We start from the raw sequence: 14258 nt of genomic DNA, 5'->3' as shown, positions 1-14258 counted from the left end.
GCCACCGGTCCGGTCCGGTGGCCGCGTCCCGCCGGCGTCCGTCGCGGGCGCGGGATCACCGAATGGGCTCGCGTCGGCCGGTCCGGGCGGGCAGGATGCTGCCCGGGACGCCACCAAGCCGTCCCACCACCCGCCCGACCAGCGCGATCCGCCCGGAGGCCCGGATGACCGGTACCACGACCACGCCCTTCAGCGCCGCCGACCACAGGGCCCGCATGGAGCGCGCCACCCGCGCCGCGGCCGACGCCGGCCTCGCCGGGCTGCTCGTGGCACCCGGCCCGGACCTGGTGTGGCTGACCGGTTACACCCCCACCGCGATCACCGAGCGGCTCACCCTGCTGGTCCTCGCCCCCGGCCAGGATCCGGTGCTCGTCGTCCCCACCCTGGAGGCCCCGGACGCCGAGCACTCCGCCGCCGGCGAGGTGCTGACGCTGCGCGACTGGACCGACGGCAAGGACCCCTACGCCGTCACCGCCGACCTCCTCGACGGCCGCGGCCGGTACGGCATCAGCGACAACACCTGGGCGATGCACGTGCTGGGCCTCCAGCGCACCCTGCCGGACAGCTCCTACGCCGCCCTCACCGAGGCCCTGCCGATGCTGCGCGCCGTCAAGGACGCCGCCGAGGTGGAGCTGCTCGCGGCCGCCGGGGCCGCGGCCGACGCGGCGTTCGAGGAGATCCGCAAGATGCCCTTCGCCGGGCGCCGCGAGTCCGACGTCGGCCACGATCTCGCCGCGCTGCTGCGCCGCTTCGGCCACTCCCAGGTCGACTTCACCATCGTCGGCTCCGGACCCAACGGCGCCAACCCGCACCACGAGGTCGGCGACCGCGTCATCCGGCGCGGCGACATGGTCGTCCTCGACTTCGGCGGCCTGAAGGACGGCTACGGCTCCGACACCACGCGCACGGTGCACGTCGGCGAGCCCACCGAGGAGGAGCGCCGGGTCCACGACGTGGTGCGCGCCGCCCAGGAGGCCGGCTGCCAGGCGGTGCGGCCGGGTGCGGCCTGCCAGGACGTCGACCGCGCCGCCCGCGCGGTGATCACCGACGCCGGCTACGGCGAGTACTTCATCCACCGCACCGGACACGGCATCGGCGTCACCACGCACGAGCCGCCGTACATGATCGAGGGCGAGGAACTGCCGCTGGTGCCCGGGATGTGCTTCTCCGTGGAGCCCGGCATCTATCTGCCCGGCCGCTTCGGGGTGCGCATCGAGGACATCGTCACGGTGACCGAGGACGGCGGCCGCCGCCTCAACAACACCACCCGTGAGATGGTCATAGTGGACTGACGGGCCCCAGAAGGGCCGGTAGGCCAAGGCCACCCCGACGACACCGGAACGGCAACGCAGGACCCATGACCCAGGCACCGATCCCCACCCCGGACAGCGTCCGCGCACTGGTCCGTTCGCTGCTCAAGGACCGCGCGGAGGACACCGGGGGCGCGGACGCACCGGACGTCCGGCCCGTCCGGGAGGGCCATCCGTACACCTGGTGGGTCGGCGCCCGCCGGGTGCTGCGCCTCGCCCCCGACCGGGAGGCCTCCGCCCGCCGCCGCCGGGAACTGCGGCTACGCGCACTGGTCCGCCCGCACGTGCCGGTGGCCGTGCCCACCAGCGTGGCGCACGCCGACTGGGCGCCCGGTCTCGCCTGCACCCTCGACACCGTGGTGCCCGGCGGCACCGCCGAGGACCACGACGTCTCGGCGGCCGGGGAGGCGGACCTCGCCGGACTGCTCAACGGGCTGCGCGCGGTGCCGGCACGCCAGGCCGAGTCGCTCGGCGTGCCGCGGTCCGCGCCCCGCTCCCTGGAGGCGCTGCGCCGGATGGCCGTGCACGCGGCCGAACGGCTCGCCGCCGCCGACGAGTTCGACGCCGAGCGGATGCACCAGCTCACCCCGGCCGGCGCCGGCCAGCTGGCCACCAAGCCCGGTGCCGCCGTGCTCACCCACCACGGCCTGTCCGGCGAGCACGTGGTGGTCAGCGCGGACGGGCGGGTGCGCGGCATCCTGGACTGGACGCAGGCGGCGCTCGGCGACCCCGCCGAGGACATCGCCGGACTCGCCGTCGCCGTCGGCGCCCCGGCCGCCGTCCGCGCCGCCACCCTCGCCGGCTACGGCGCCCGCCCCTGTCTGCGCGGCCTGTGGCTCGCCCGCTGCGACACCGTCCTGCGGCTCACCGAACACCTCGACGGCCGCGCCACCGGCTCCCTGTCCCTGCTGCGCACCCAGCTGCGCCGGGCCTGGGAGCCGATCCTGCTGGAGCGGGTGACGGACTTCAAGACGGCCGGCGAGGAGCCCTGACCGGGCCCTCCCGAACCGCCGCGGCCCCGTACGTCCCGCCCGCCGTCACCCGTCCGGCCCACCGGTCCGCCACCGCCCGCGTGCCGCGAGGCCCCGCCGCTCAGCGCCCGGGCGCGGTACGGGCCGGCCCGCGGCGCTCCGCCGCCTGTGGCCCCCGCCCCGCCGCTCACCATACTGGGAGGGAACGGACAGATCGCCCGCCCGGCTCGCGGAGGTGCGAGGATGCGCGACGACGCCGAGAACGACGAGGAAGCCGTCGAGGAGCCCGAGGAGCCCGAGGAGTACGACGAGGAAGCCGTCGAGGAGCCCGAGGCGGACGACGAGGACGCGACCGGGGAACCCGACGGGGACGCCGGACCCGAGTGGTACGACGAGGACGCCGGGGAAGCCGGCGCGTACGTCGCGGCGGCGCCGCCGCGCACCCGGGCCGACGCGGAGCCCGATGTCTTCCTGGACGTCCCGCAGCTGAGGGTCGACGAGATCGACCTGGACGTGGAGGACCTGCGCGCCCACGTCTCGCTCCAGGCCGAGGTGCTGGACCTGCTGAGGCTGAACGTGGGGGCCGACGTCTCCCTCGGGCGGGTGCACCTGGGCATCTCGGGCGTGGAGGCACAGGCCCAGCTCCGGGTACGGCTCGACAACGTCGCGCTGATCATCAACCGGGTGCTCACCACCCTCGACCGCAACCCGCAGATCCTGGAGGAACTGGCGGGCGGGCTCGGGTCGGCGGTACGGGACGTCGGCGGCGGCGCCCGGCAGGCCGTCGGCGAACTCGGCAGCGGGGCGGGCCGGGCCGTCGAGGAGGTCGGCCACGGCGCCGGGTACGCCGTGCGGGACATCGGACGCGGGGCCGGGGACGCGGTCGAGTACGTGGGCCGGGGCGCGGGCTCCGCGGTGGACGAGGTCGGCCGCGGCGCCGGGCACGCCGTACGGGACGTGGGGGAGGGCGCGGGCGCGGCCGTCGAGGACGTCGGCGGCGGGGCGGGGCGTGCGGTGGAGGACGTCGGCGGCGGGGCGGGGCGGGTGGTCGAGGACGTCGGTGAGGGGGCCGGACGGGTGGTGGAGGACGTCGGCGAGGGGGCGGGCCGGGTCGTGAGCGGCGCCGGAGAGGGCGCGGCCGGCGCGGTGCGGGAGACCGGCCGGGTCGCGAGGGGGGCCGGGGAGGCCGTGGGCGAGGCGGGGACCACCGTGCGGCGGGCCGCGGGCACCGCCGAGGACGCCGTCGAGGCTGCGCCGGCGGCCGCACGGAGCGCCACCGCGGCGGAGCGCGGCGCGGCCCGCCGGACGGCCACGTCGGCGGCGCGCCGGGCCGCCCGGCGGGGCGACCGCACCGAGGCCGGCCGCACCGAACCCGGCCGTACCGCCCGGGCCCGGCGGACCCGCGACGAGGACGGCGCGGACGAGGACCCGGCCCCGCCCCGCAGGCGGCGCACCGCGCGACGGCGGGAGGAGCCGCCGTGAACGGCCGGGATCCCCGTCACCGGGGCGGCGGACCGCTCCCCGCCCGCGCGCGGCGCCGCCCGGCCGCCGCGCCCGGACATCTCGTTCGAGGCGACCGTCCGCGGTGACCGGCTCCGCTTCGAGGACGAGCCCCGGACGGCCGTCGGCTTCCCCGGCACCGGCGAACGGGAGTCGTCGTCCCGCAGCGAGCGGACCAATCTCCCGGACAGGGTCGCCGCCGGCCGGGAGTACCGCGGCGTCCGCGTCCGCTACCGCCTCGCCACCCGGCTGGTCCGCCCGCCGGGCCCCGGGAGCCCGGCATGAGCCGAACGAGAGACCCTAGGGCTGGGCGAGCACCACGCAGGACTCACCGGGGAGGTGGAGCAGTCCGTCCGGCCCCGGGGCCGCCACCGGTTCCCACGCGGCGAGGACCAGGGCGGGGCGGGCGCCCAGCGGGATGGCGGCCGGGTCCTTGCCCAGGTTGACGGCGACCCGGACGTCCCCGCGCCGGAAGGCCAGCCAGCGGGCCTCCTCGTCGTAGGCCACCTTGGTGTCGGCGAGGTCGGGATCGGTGAGGTCCGGCTGCTCGCGGCGCAGTGCGATCAGCCGCCGGTACCAGTCCAGCACCCGGGCGTGCGGCGGGCGCCGGGGCTCCGACCAGTCCAGGCAGGACCGCTCCCGGGTCGCCGGGTCCTGCGGGTCCGGTACGTCCTCCTCGGCCCACCCGTGCGCCGCGAACTCCCGCCGCCTGCCCCGCCGTACCGCCTCGGCCAGGTCGGGATCGGTGTGGTCGGTGAAGAACTGCCAGGGCGTGCCGGCCGCCCACTCCTCGCCCATGAACAGCATCGGGGTGAACGGCGCGGTCAGCACGAGCGTCGCGGCGCACGCCAGCAGGCCGGGGGAGAGGTGGGCGGAGAGCCGGTCGCCCTGGGCGCGGTTGCCGACCTGGTCGTGGGTCTGGCTGTAGCCGAGCAGCCGGTGCCCGGCCACCCGCGCCCGGTCCAGCGGACGCCCGTGGTGCCGGCCCCGGAAGCTGGAGTAGGTGCCGTCGTGGAAGTAGCCCCCGGCGAGCGTCTTGGCCAGCGCGGCGAAGGGGGCCCGCGCGAAGTCCGCGTAGTAGCCCTGGGACTCGCCGGTCAGCGCGGTGTGCAGGGCGTGGTGGAAGTCGTCGTTCCACTGCGCGTGCAGCCCGAGCCCGTGCTCCGCGCGCGGGGTGATGAACCGGGGGTTGTTGAGGTCGGACTCGGCGATCAGCGACAGCGGCCGGCCCAGCTCGGCCGCGAGGCCGTCCACCGCGGCGGACAGCTCCTCCAGGAAGTGGCGGGCGCGGGTGTCGTACAGCGCGTGCACCGCGTCCAGGCGCAGCCCGTCCAGCCGGTAGTCCCGCAGCCACGCCAGCGCGCTGCCGATCAGGAACGCGCGCACCTCGTCCGAGCCGGGCGCGTCCAGGTTCACCGCCGCGCCCCACGGGGTGGTGTACGCGTCCGTGAAGTACGGCCCGAAACGCGGGAGATGGTTCCCGGAGGGCCCCAGGTGGTTGTGCACGACGTCCAGGATCACGCCCAGGCCCAGCTCGTGCGCCCGGTCCACGAACCGCTTCAGCGCCTCGGGGCCGCCGTACGGCTCGTGCACCGCCCACGGCGACACCCCCTCGTACCCCCAGCCGTGCCGCCCCGGGAACGGGCACAGAGGCATCAACTCGACGTGCGTGACGTCCAGTTCGGCCAGGTGGTCCAGACGGGCGGCGGCCGCGTCCAGGGTGCCCTCGGGGGTGTACGTGCCCACGTGCAGCTCGTAGAGCACCGCGCCCGGCAGCGCCCGCCCCGGCCAGTCGGCACGCCAGGCGTACCGCTCGTGCTCCACGACCGCGCTGAGCCCGTCCGGGCCGTCCGGCTGGCGGCGCGAGCGCGGGTCGGGCAGCACCGGACCGTCGTCCAGCGCGAACCCGTAGCGCGCGCCGTCGCCCGCCTCCGCCTCCCCCCTCCACCAGCCCGCCCGCTCGGGATCGCGCTCCAACGGGTGCGCCACGCCCTCGCACTGGAGCGTCACTCGGTCTGCCTGCGGTGCCCACACCTCGAACTGCACGGACGGTTCCCCTTCGTCTGCTCACCGTGATGTCCCGCGTCCCCATCGTGCCGTCCGGACGATCAATCCGCTTTCGAATCGGGGCCTTTCCCTCCAGGTGTCGTGGAACGTTTCCCGGCGGGCCGTGCGGAAGTGGCCGCGCGCGGGCGCCGGTTGCCCGCTTTCTGGACACCCGACGTCCGCTGACCGACAATCACAGGCGTGACGTCGTCCTTCGAGTTCTCCACCTCCTCCGCGCCCGTACCGGCGTCCGCGCGGCTGTCCGACGCGGAGCGGGAGAGGGCGCTGGAGGTGCTGCGGGACGGGGTCGCCAAGGGCCGGCTGTCGCACGACACGTTCGTGCGCCGCATGGAACTGGTGCTCGGCGCGCGCCATGCCGACGAGATCGCCGTCCTCGTCGCCGACCTGCCCCGCGAGAACCGTTTCTCCCGCGCGCTGTTCGGCAGCGTCGAGGCGGTCTCCGGCTTCACGGTACGACTGCGCCGCGCCTGGCAGGCCGAGCGGCTGCCCAAGCTGCTGCTGCCCGGGCCGGAGCACCTGCGTCCGCTGCGCATCGGCCGCGACCCGGGCAACGGGCTGCGGCTGACCCACGAGACCGTCTCCCGGGTGCACGCCGAACTCAGCCACCAGGGCGGTCTGTGGGTCCTCAGGGATCTCGGCTCCACCAACGGCACCACCGTCAACGGCCGCCGGGTCATCGGCGCCATCGTGGTCCGCGAGGGCGACCAGGTCGCCTTCGGACGGGTGGCGTACCGGCTGGCGGTGAGCTGAGCACCCGTGCCGGCGTCCGGCCGCGGTGGTGCGAACGGGTGACTCGCCCTGCGGCACGCGGGGCGTCCTGCCGATGCAACGGGCATGACGTATCTCACCAGAGCGACAGCGACCGCCGGCGCCGTCCTGGCGGTCGCCGGCCTCCTCGCCGCGGGCCCAGCCCGGGCGGTGTCCCACCCCTACGGCAACCGGTTGCACCTCACGGTCACCCGGGACGGCGCCCGGGCCGGCGGCGCGCACGACGTGCTGCTGCGCTGCGCCCCGCCCCAGGGCCACCCGTACGCGGCCGAGGCCTGCGCCGAACTGACGGCGGCCCGCGGCGACATCGACCGCCTCCCGGTCCGCAAGGTCTTCTGCCCGCGGATCTACTCCCCGGTCACCGCCACGGCGCGCGGCCGCTGGAACGGACGGACCGTCGACTTCCGCAGGACGTACACCAACTCCTGCGAACTGCGGGCGCGCACGGGTGCCGTCTTCGCCCTGGGGGACTGACCGGCGGCCTACCGCTCCGCCTGCTCCCGGGCCTGCTGGGCCGCCAGCAGCACCGTGCGGGACTGGTGCTCCACCTGGTGGTCCAGCGGCACCCAGCGGGCCCGGAAGCGCTCTCCGAAGGACTCCGACCAGGCGGCGACGAGCCGTTCCAGGCGCGGCGCCGCCCGGTCGTCGCTCTCCCGCAGCACCCGCAGCAGCATCGCGGCCGCCCGCAGCGGCAGCCGCCGCCCGAAGGCGTCCACGCTGCCCACGTACGCCATCGTCGTGCCGGCCGGCGGGGTGTGGATCCAGTCCTCGGCCAGGCCCGGGATCAGCTCCAGCGCCCACCGGGCGGCCCGCAGCAGCGGCCCGTCCGCGCCGTCCAGGCGGGGCAGCGCCTCGGCGAGCACCCGCTCCACCTCCCGCGCGTCCCGCAGCAGCCGCTGGGCCAGCCGCCGCATCGCCGCCGCGGGCGCCGGGTGCGGCGCGGGGTCGTCCACCAGATCGCTGGCCCACATCGGCACCTCCACCACGGCGGTCAGCCCGCCGTAGCGATGGGCGTGGTACCAGGTGCTGTGGCGGGCGTCGTCCGGCATGCTCGGGTAGGCGGCGCCCGTCTCCGGCCCCGGCATCACATGCACCCCCGGCCCCGAGGCCGGCCAGCCCGCCGCGTCCGAGGCGCCCGTCTCCACCGGGATGTGCAGCTGCGCCGCCGATTTGGCGAACGGTTCGGCGAGGCCGGGCACGTCCTTGGTCAACTGCACCCAGCTGCCGCCCAGATCGGTGCCGTGCAAGGTCACCTGGAGGTAGGGGCGCAGCTCGTCTATCACTCCGGTCAGGGCGCGGGTCTCGGGCGGCAGCCGGTCCGGGGGCAGCACGGACGGCGACCATTCCGGCTGCTCCGCGCCGGTGGGCCGGTAGAAGCCGAGGTGGTAGTCGAGCAGGCTGCGTGGGGCCGGGGTGACGTGCAGGGCGGCGCCGTCCGGGTCCGCGCAGAGCAGGAAGTGCCAGGAGGTTCCGGCACGCAATTCCCGCTCGGCGAGCACCCGCCGGGCCAGCGCCCGCAGGGTGGAGCCGCCGGCCGGTTCGTTGGCGTGGGCGCCCGCCACCACCAGCACCGCCCGCGGCGCGTGGCCGATCGACAGCAGGTGCAGCGGTCGCCCCGCCCGGGAGAGGCCCACCTGCCGCAGCGCGCACAGCCCGGGTTCCCGGGCGGCCAACGCCTGTGCGTCGGCGACCAGTTCGGGAACGCTTGGGTAGCGCAGCTCCGGCAGAAGACTCACCCCCGTTTGGCCCCACCCGGCTTCGCCCTCCCAGTCCCGCACGGCACGGGGTGGCTGTCAAGCGTCCGGCGGGATGCCCCGCGGGCAAGCGGCAACCGGAGCACGGGCCACCGGATCCGCCGTGCTCACCGCTGGTGCAGCCCACGCCCCGCGAGCGTCAGGAACACCTCGCCCACCGCCTCGGAGAGCGTCGGGTGCGGGTGGACGTGCCGGGCCACGTCGGCGGGTTCGGCGTCCCAGCCGACGATCAGCTGTCCCTCCGCGACCATCTCCGACACGTGGGGGCCGACCAGGTGCACTCCGAGCACCCGCCCGCCGCCGGCCTCCGCCACCACCTTCACCATCCCGCCCCGGCCGTGCACCATCCCCTTGGCCACGGCGGTCAGCGGCATGGTGTTGACCTCCACCTCGTGCCCCCGCGCCCGCGCCTCCTCCTCGCCCAGGCCCACGGAGGCGGTCTGCGGCGAGGAGTACGTCACCCGGGGCACGGCCGCGTAGTCGACCGGCGCCGGCCGCAGCCCGGCGAGGCTCTCGGCCACCACCAGCGCCTCCGCGAACGAGGCGTGCGCGAGGCCGAGCGAGGGCGGCGGCAGCAGATCGCCGACGACATGGATGCCCGGCACGGCCGTCTCCAGCCGGTCCCAGTCGGCCGGTACGACGAATCCGCGCGTGTCCGCCGCGAGGCCCGCGGCGGCCAGGTCCAGGCCCTCGGTGACCGGCACCCGGCCGACCGCCACCAGCAGCCGCTCGGCGGTCAGCGTCCGGGTCTCGCCGCGCGCGGTGCGCACCCGGGCCCGGACCCCGCCGTCCAGCACCTCCGCGTCCAGCAGCCGGGCCCCCGCCTGCACGTCGATGCCGCGCCTGCGCAGCCCGCGCGTCAGATGCCGGCTCACGTCCGCGTCCTCCAGCGGCACGATCCGCTCGGCCGCCTCGACCAGGGCGACCTCCGCGCCCATCGACCGGTGGAAGGAGGCGTACTCCACCCCGATCGCGCCCCCGCCGAGCACCAGGACGGAGCCCGGCAGCCCCGGCGCGAACAGTGCGTCGTCACTGGTCACCACCCGGCTCCCGTCCGGCACGAGCCCGGGGAGCGTGCGCGGGCGCGAACCGGTGGCGAGGACGATGCCCCGGCGTGCGGTGAGCCGGTACGCGCCGGGCGCGGCAGCCGGAGCCTCCGGCCGTCCCGCGCCCTCCACCTCCACCGTGCGCGGGCCCGTCAGCCGGGCGCTGCCCCGCACCACCCGCACGCCCGCGTGCTCCAGGTGCGCCGCCACCCCCTTGTGGTTGCGCTGCACGATGTCGTCGCGGGTGGCCACCAGTGCCGTCCAGTCCACGTCGTCCAGCGTGGCCTTCACCCCCCACCGCTCCCGGGCCTCGGCGATGCCGTCGACCAGTTCGGCGGCGTGCAGCATCGCCTTGCTCGGGATGCAGCCGCGGTGCAGACAGGTGCCGCCCAGCTTGTCGCGCTCCACGAGGACGACGTCCAGGCCGAGGGCGGCGGCGCGCAGGGCGGTGCCGTAGCCGCCCGTGCCACCGCCGACGACGATCACATCCGCTGTGTCCATGCTCATGGTCACCACCCTGCGGCCGTCCCTTGCCATGCGTCCAAGGCAATGTTCTTGTGGAATCCATGCAGAACGCTCATGGGAGGGCGGGGAGTTGAGCCTGCGGCAGATGGAGTACTTCGTGACGGTCGTCCAGGAGGCGTCCTTCACGCGCGCGGCGGACGCCCTGCACGTCACCCAGCCCGCCCTCTCGCACCAGATCAAGGCGCTGGAGAAGGCGGTCGGCGGGGCGCTGCTGGAGCGGCTGCCCCGGGGCGTGCGGCTCACCCCGATGGGCCGCGCCTTCCTTCCGCACGCCGAACTCGCCGTCCGCAGCGCCGCGCAGGCCCGTCGCGCGGCCCGCGCCGCCGCCGGGGCCGAGGGCGGCGAACTGCACGTCGCCGCCCTGCACTCCATCGCCGTCGGCGCCCTGCCCGACGTGTTCGCCCGCTGGCGCACCGCCCATCCGAGGGTCCTGCTGCGGCTGCACGAGTACGCCACGTCGGAGGCGCTGGAGGAGGCCGTGCGGCGCGGTACCGCCGACCTCGCCGTGGGCCCCGAGCCCGTCGAGCCGCCCGGGACCGTGGTGCCGATCGGGGCGGAGGAGATCGTCCTGGTGGTGCCGTTCGACGACCGGCTGGCGGGGCGCACGACGGTGACGCTGCCCGAACTCGCGGACCGTTCCTGGGTCCGCTGCGCGATGGAACCCGTGGTGCACGGCGCGCGCTTCCTCGACTGGGCCTGCGGGCAGGCCGGGTTCACGCCCCGGACGGCGGTGTGGACCGAGCAGGCGTCCACGGCGGTACGGATGGCGGCCGCCGGGGTCGGGGTGTGCGCCGCGGCCTCCCACATCGTGCGCGGCGCGGTCGGCGAGGACTGCGTCGTGCTCACGCCCGACCCGGTCTGGCGGCGCCCGCTCGCCGTCTACGCGCGGGTGCCGCCCACCGGGGCCGCCGAGGCCTTCGTCGCGTTGCTGCGGGCCGTCTGGCCCAGCGTGAGCGGGCTTCCGCAGCGGTCCGGCCCCGCGTGATCCAGGCCGGCGGCGCGACCGTCCGGGCACAGCGAGCCCGGCGGTGACGGCCGGGGCGCCGGTCCGGGCGTCCGTGGGCGCACGCGTGGCTCCGGCCGTCCGCGCGCGGTGTGCCGGTCGCCCGGCGAGCGGCGGTCAGCCCAGGGCGAGCCACCGGATGCCGAGTTGTCCGACCCGGGCGCTCTCCGTCTCGTCCAGCGGCTCGCGGCCGGTGGCCTTGCGCAGGAAACGCGCCCGGCTCCAGCCCAGTGTCCCGGTGGCGGCCGCCTGCTCCGGGCCGAGGAGCAGTTCCAGCACGGCGTCGCCGGCCGACGGGGTGAGCCAGGGCGCACGGCCGAGTGCGTCGGCCAGGTCGAGGCCGTGGACGGCGACCTCGACGACCCGGGTGAGCAGGAACTCCGACAGGAGCATGGCGTCACCGTGACGCGTCCGCACGGTGCGGCCGGGCGGCTGGTCCCGGCACAGCCGGTCGACACGTCGCCAGGTCGCGGTGAAGTCCGCGGCGATGTCACCGCCGTCGGCCGGCTGCGCCGCCCGGTCCCGGGCCAGGGCGATCCGCGCGCCGTTGGCCCGGGCCGAGAAGCGGTCGTCCGGGCGGTAGTACTCCGCCGCGGAGATCCGGGCCGCGTCCGGGGCGGGCGCGTCGAGCATGCCCGGCAGCCAGTCGATCACGACGCAGATGTGCCCCAGCAGGTCGCGCACGGTCCAGGGGACGCAGCGTGTGGACAGGCCCCACTCCGCCTCGGACAGTCCTGACACCGCGTCGCCCAGCGCCGTCGATTCCCGGCGGAACGCTTCGAGCACAGGTTCGTGATCCATGCCGGTGACCCTACCGACCGGGTGCGGTCGGGCACCCGGTGGTGATCGAGGACCGGACGGCGCGGACGCGTGCGCCGCGCCGCGTCGGCGGGTCAGTCCGCCGTGCTCCGTTCCAGCAGCGCGACCGGCAGGGGCGCGAACAGGTCGGCCGCCCGGACACGGCCGGTGAACTCGCGCTCGGGGTGCAGGACGTCGGTCCAGCGGCCGGGGGGCAGGGGCAGCAGGGTGTCCCGCCAGCCGCCCGACTCGGCGAGCCGCAGCGAGAGGCGGGTGACGGCCGTGATCACCTCGCCGGAGCGGGTGAACGCCGTGCAGTGCTCCGCCGCGGGGCCCTCGGCGGGCAGCGGGGTGTGGGAGGCGGCGGGGCCGAAGGCGTCGGGGCGGCGGGCGCGCAGCCGCAGCGCGGCGGCGGTCAGCGCGTTCTTCTCGCCGGGTGACACGGGCGGGAAGGCGGCCGGGCGCCGGTTGTCCGGGTCCACCAGGGCCCGGAACTCGCCCTCGGCGCCCTGGTAGACGTCCGGGACCCCCGGCATCGTCAGATGGACCAGGGCGGTGCCGAGGACGTTGGCGCGGATGTGCGGCTCCAGGGCCTTGCGGAAGGCGGCCACGCGGTCGCCGGGCGGCCCGCACGGACCGGCCGCGACGAAGGCGGCCACCGCCTCCTCGTACGGCGCCTCCCGCTCGGTCCAGCTGGTGTACATGCCCGCCTCGCGCACATGCTTCAGCAGGGCCTCGCGCACCCGCTCCTCCTCGGCGGGCCCCAGCCCGAACACCGTCTGCCAGGCCGCCCAGACCAGCTGCCCGTCGGGCACGCCCTCCTGCCCCCGGGTCACCTCGGCCACCAGCTCCGCCCAGCGGGACGGGCATTCGGTGAGCACCGCGAGGGCCGCGCGGACGTCGGCACTGCGCTTGGTGTCGTGCGTGGTGACCGCCGTACCGGTGAGCGGCCAGTCGCGCTGCACCCGTGCGCAGTAGGCGTGGAACTCGCGCGGGGACACCCCCGGCCGGCCCGGGTCACCGCCCACCTCGGTCGCCGACAGCAGCGGCACGTAGCGGTAGAAGGCCGTGTCCTCCACCGACTTGGCGCGCAGCGCGGAGGCGGTCTGCGCGAACCGGGTGCGCAGCTCCACCCGGTCGGCGTGGTCCGGCGCGGCCGGGTCGCCGGGCGGCTCGACCAGCAGCCGGCGCACGATGTCGACGGCCGCCGCCTCCTCCGGCACCACGAAGGCGAGCCGGGCCTCCTCGGCGGCCTCCTCGGTGATCGCGAGGGCCGCGTCGCCGGACGCGTAGGGCCGGTAGACCCGCATGCGGACCAGCAGCTCCTCCAGGGCCGTGCGCAGCGCCCAGGGCGCCCGGTCGCGCAGCGCCAGGTCCGGCGAGGTGGCGCACAGCCGGGCGGCGACCCGGGTGAGCCGGTCGGTCTCGGTGGCGAGTTCGTGTGTGAGCACCTTGTAGGCGGCCCGCCGTACCGTGGCGTCCCACACCCCGCCGCGGTCCGGCTGCGGAGCCGCGAAGTCCCGGTACTCGGCGAGGAGTTCCACCGCGCCGTCCGGGTCCGTGAACAGGCCGTCGACCTGGCGCAGGGCGTCGTAGCCGGTGGTGCCCGCGACCGGCCAGGAGGGGGGCAGGTGTTCGCCGTCGGCGAGGATCTTCTCCACCACCGTCCAGCGCCCGCCGGTCGCCTCGTGCAGCCGCGCGAGATAGCCGTCGGGGTCGGCGAGGCCGTCCGGGTGGTCCACGCGCAGCCCGTCCACCACGCCCTCCGTCAGCAGCTGGAGGACCTTGCCGTGGGTGGCCTCGAACACCTCGGGGTCCTCCACCCGCACCCCGATCAGCTCCGAGATGCTGAAGAACCGCCGGTAGTTCAGCTCCGTGCGGGCCAGCCGCCACCACACCGGGCGGTACCACTGGGCGTCCAGCAGCTCGGGCAGCGGCAGCCGCGCGGTGCCGGCGCGCAGCGGCAGCACGTGGTCGTGGCAGCGCAGGACGTCGCCGTCGACGGTCAGGTGCTCCAGCTGCGTGCCGAGCGGTCCGCCCAGCACCGGCAGCAGCACCCGCCCGTCCCCGGCCGCCCAGTCGATGTCGAACCAGCGCGCGTACGGCGACCGCGGCCCCTCGCGCAGCACCTCCCACAGGGCCTGGTTGTGCCGGGGCGCCAGCGCCATGTGGTTGGGCACGATGTCCAGCACCAGGCCCAGACCGTGCTCCCGGGCGGTACCGGACAGCGCCCGCAGCCCCTCCTCCCCGCCGAGTTCCGCGCGCACCCGGGAGTGGTCCACGACGTCGTAGCCGTGCGTGGAGCCCGGTACGGCCTCCAGGACCGGTGACAGGTGCAGGTGCGACACGCCGAGCGAGGCGAGGTACGGGACGGCCGCCGCGGCGGCGGAGAACGGGAAGGCGGGCTGGAGCTGGAGCCGGTAGGTGGCCGTGGGCACCTCCGGTCCGGGTCGCGCTGAGGTCATGGGTACCTAGGTACCCATCCCGCCTTCCCTGTCACCGCCGCCGGGCCGACC

At 76.3% G+C, this 14258-nt stretch carries 11 protein-coding genes; 6 read left to right on the top strand and 5 right to left on the bottom strand.

Annotation, left to right across the window (positions count from 1 at the left end; all coding sequences use genetic code 11):
* Nucleotides 1–164 precede the first annotated feature (164 nt).
* From HZZ00_RS26835 to HZZ00_RS38815, 3 genes are all read left to right on the top strand, one after another.
* The gene (locus HZZ00_RS26835) at nucleotides 165–1292 is read left to right on the top strand and encodes an aminopeptidase P family protein (protein WP_180328859.1); all 1128 of its coding nucleotides are present in this window, start codon (nucleotides 165–167) and stop codon (nucleotides 1290–1292) included.
* A 65-nt stretch (nucleotides 1293–1357) separates the two neighbouring features.
* The gene (locus HZZ00_RS26830; RefSeq protein WP_180328858.1) at nucleotides 1358–2302 is read left to right on the top strand and encodes a phosphotransferase family protein; all 945 of its coding nucleotides are present in this window, start codon (nucleotides 1358–1360) and stop codon (nucleotides 2300–2302) included.
* Between the two features lie 222 nt (nucleotides 2303–2524).
* Nucleotides 2525–3763 carry a hypothetical protein gene (locus HZZ00_RS38815; RefSeq protein WP_257585403.1) on the top strand — a complete coding sequence of 413 codons (1239 nt, stop codon included), beginning with the start codon at nucleotides 2525–2527 and terminating at the stop codon, nucleotides 3761–3763.
* Between the two features lie 318 nt (nucleotides 3764–4081).
* Here the strand turns inward: HZZ00_RS38815 and treZ are convergent, their stop codons facing one another.
* Nucleotides 4082–5827 carry a malto-oligosyltrehalose trehalohydrolase gene (gene treZ / locus HZZ00_RS26820; protein WP_180328857.1) on the bottom strand — a complete coding sequence of 582 codons (1746 nt, stop codon included), beginning with the start codon at nucleotides 5825–5827 and terminating at the stop codon, nucleotides 4082–4084.
* A gap of 201 nt (nucleotides 5828–6028) precedes the next feature.
* Between treZ and HZZ00_RS26815 the strand changes: the two genes are divergently transcribed.
* On the top strand, nucleotides 6029–6598 hold the full coding sequence (locus HZZ00_RS26815; RefSeq protein ID WP_180328856.1) for a DUF1707 and FHA domain-containing protein: 570 nt from the start codon (nucleotides 6029–6031) through the stop codon (nucleotides 6596–6598).
* A gap of 84 nt (nucleotides 6599–6682) precedes the next feature.
* On the top strand, nucleotides 6683–7090 hold the full coding sequence (locus tag HZZ00_RS26810; protein WP_180328855.1) for an SSI family serine proteinase inhibitor: 408 nt from the start codon (nucleotides 6683–6685) through the stop codon (nucleotides 7088–7090).
* Nucleotides 7091–7098: 8 nt separating this feature from the next.
* Here HZZ00_RS26810 and HZZ00_RS26805 read toward each other — a convergent pair whose 3' ends face one another.
* Both HZZ00_RS26805 and lpdA read right to left on the bottom strand, forming a co-directional pair.
* Nucleotides 7099–8352 carry a M14 family zinc carboxypeptidase gene (locus tag HZZ00_RS26805; RefSeq protein ID WP_180328854.1) on the bottom strand — a complete coding sequence of 418 codons (1254 nt, stop codon included), beginning with the start codon at nucleotides 8350–8352 and terminating at the stop codon, nucleotides 7099–7101.
* A 125-nt stretch (nucleotides 8353–8477) separates the two neighbouring features.
* Nucleotides 8478–9917 (bottom strand): dihydrolipoyl dehydrogenase, encoded by a 1440-nt coding sequence (gene lpdA / locus HZZ00_RS26800; RefSeq protein ID WP_180333725.1) that lies wholly within the window; start codon nucleotides 9915–9917, stop codon nucleotides 8478–8480.
* A 94-nt stretch (nucleotides 9918–10011) separates the two neighbouring features.
* On the opposite strand from lpdA, the gene HZZ00_RS26795 reads away from it, so the two are divergent.
* Nucleotides 10012–10926 carry a LysR family transcriptional regulator gene (locus HZZ00_RS26795; RefSeq protein WP_180328853.1) on the top strand — a complete coding sequence of 305 codons (915 nt, stop codon included), beginning with the start codon at nucleotides 10012–10014 and terminating at the stop codon, nucleotides 10924–10926.
* Between the two features lie 135 nt (nucleotides 10927–11061).
* On the opposite strand, the gene HZZ00_RS26790 is transcribed toward HZZ00_RS26795, so the two are convergent.
* Nucleotides 11062–11745, bottom strand: a complete 684-nt coding sequence (locus HZZ00_RS26790) for a maleylpyruvate isomerase family mycothiol-dependent enzyme (protein WP_180328852.1) — start codon at nucleotides 11743–11745, stop codon at nucleotides 11062–11064.
* Nucleotides 11746–11837: 92 nt separating this feature from the next.
* Nucleotides 11838–14207, bottom strand: a complete 2370-nt coding sequence (gene treY, locus HZZ00_RS26785; RefSeq protein ID WP_257585399.1) for a malto-oligosyltrehalose synthase — start codon at nucleotides 14205–14207, stop codon at nucleotides 11838–11840.
* Nucleotides 14208–14258: the final 51 nt, after the last annotated feature.

The organism is Streptomyces sp. NEAU-sy36 (assembly GCF_013423905.1).
Taxonomy (GTDB): domain Bacteria; phylum Actinomycetota; class Actinomycetes; order Streptomycetales; family Streptomycetaceae; genus Streptomyces; species Streptomyces misionensis.
This window is presented reverse-complemented; position numbering and strand designations above follow the sequence as displayed.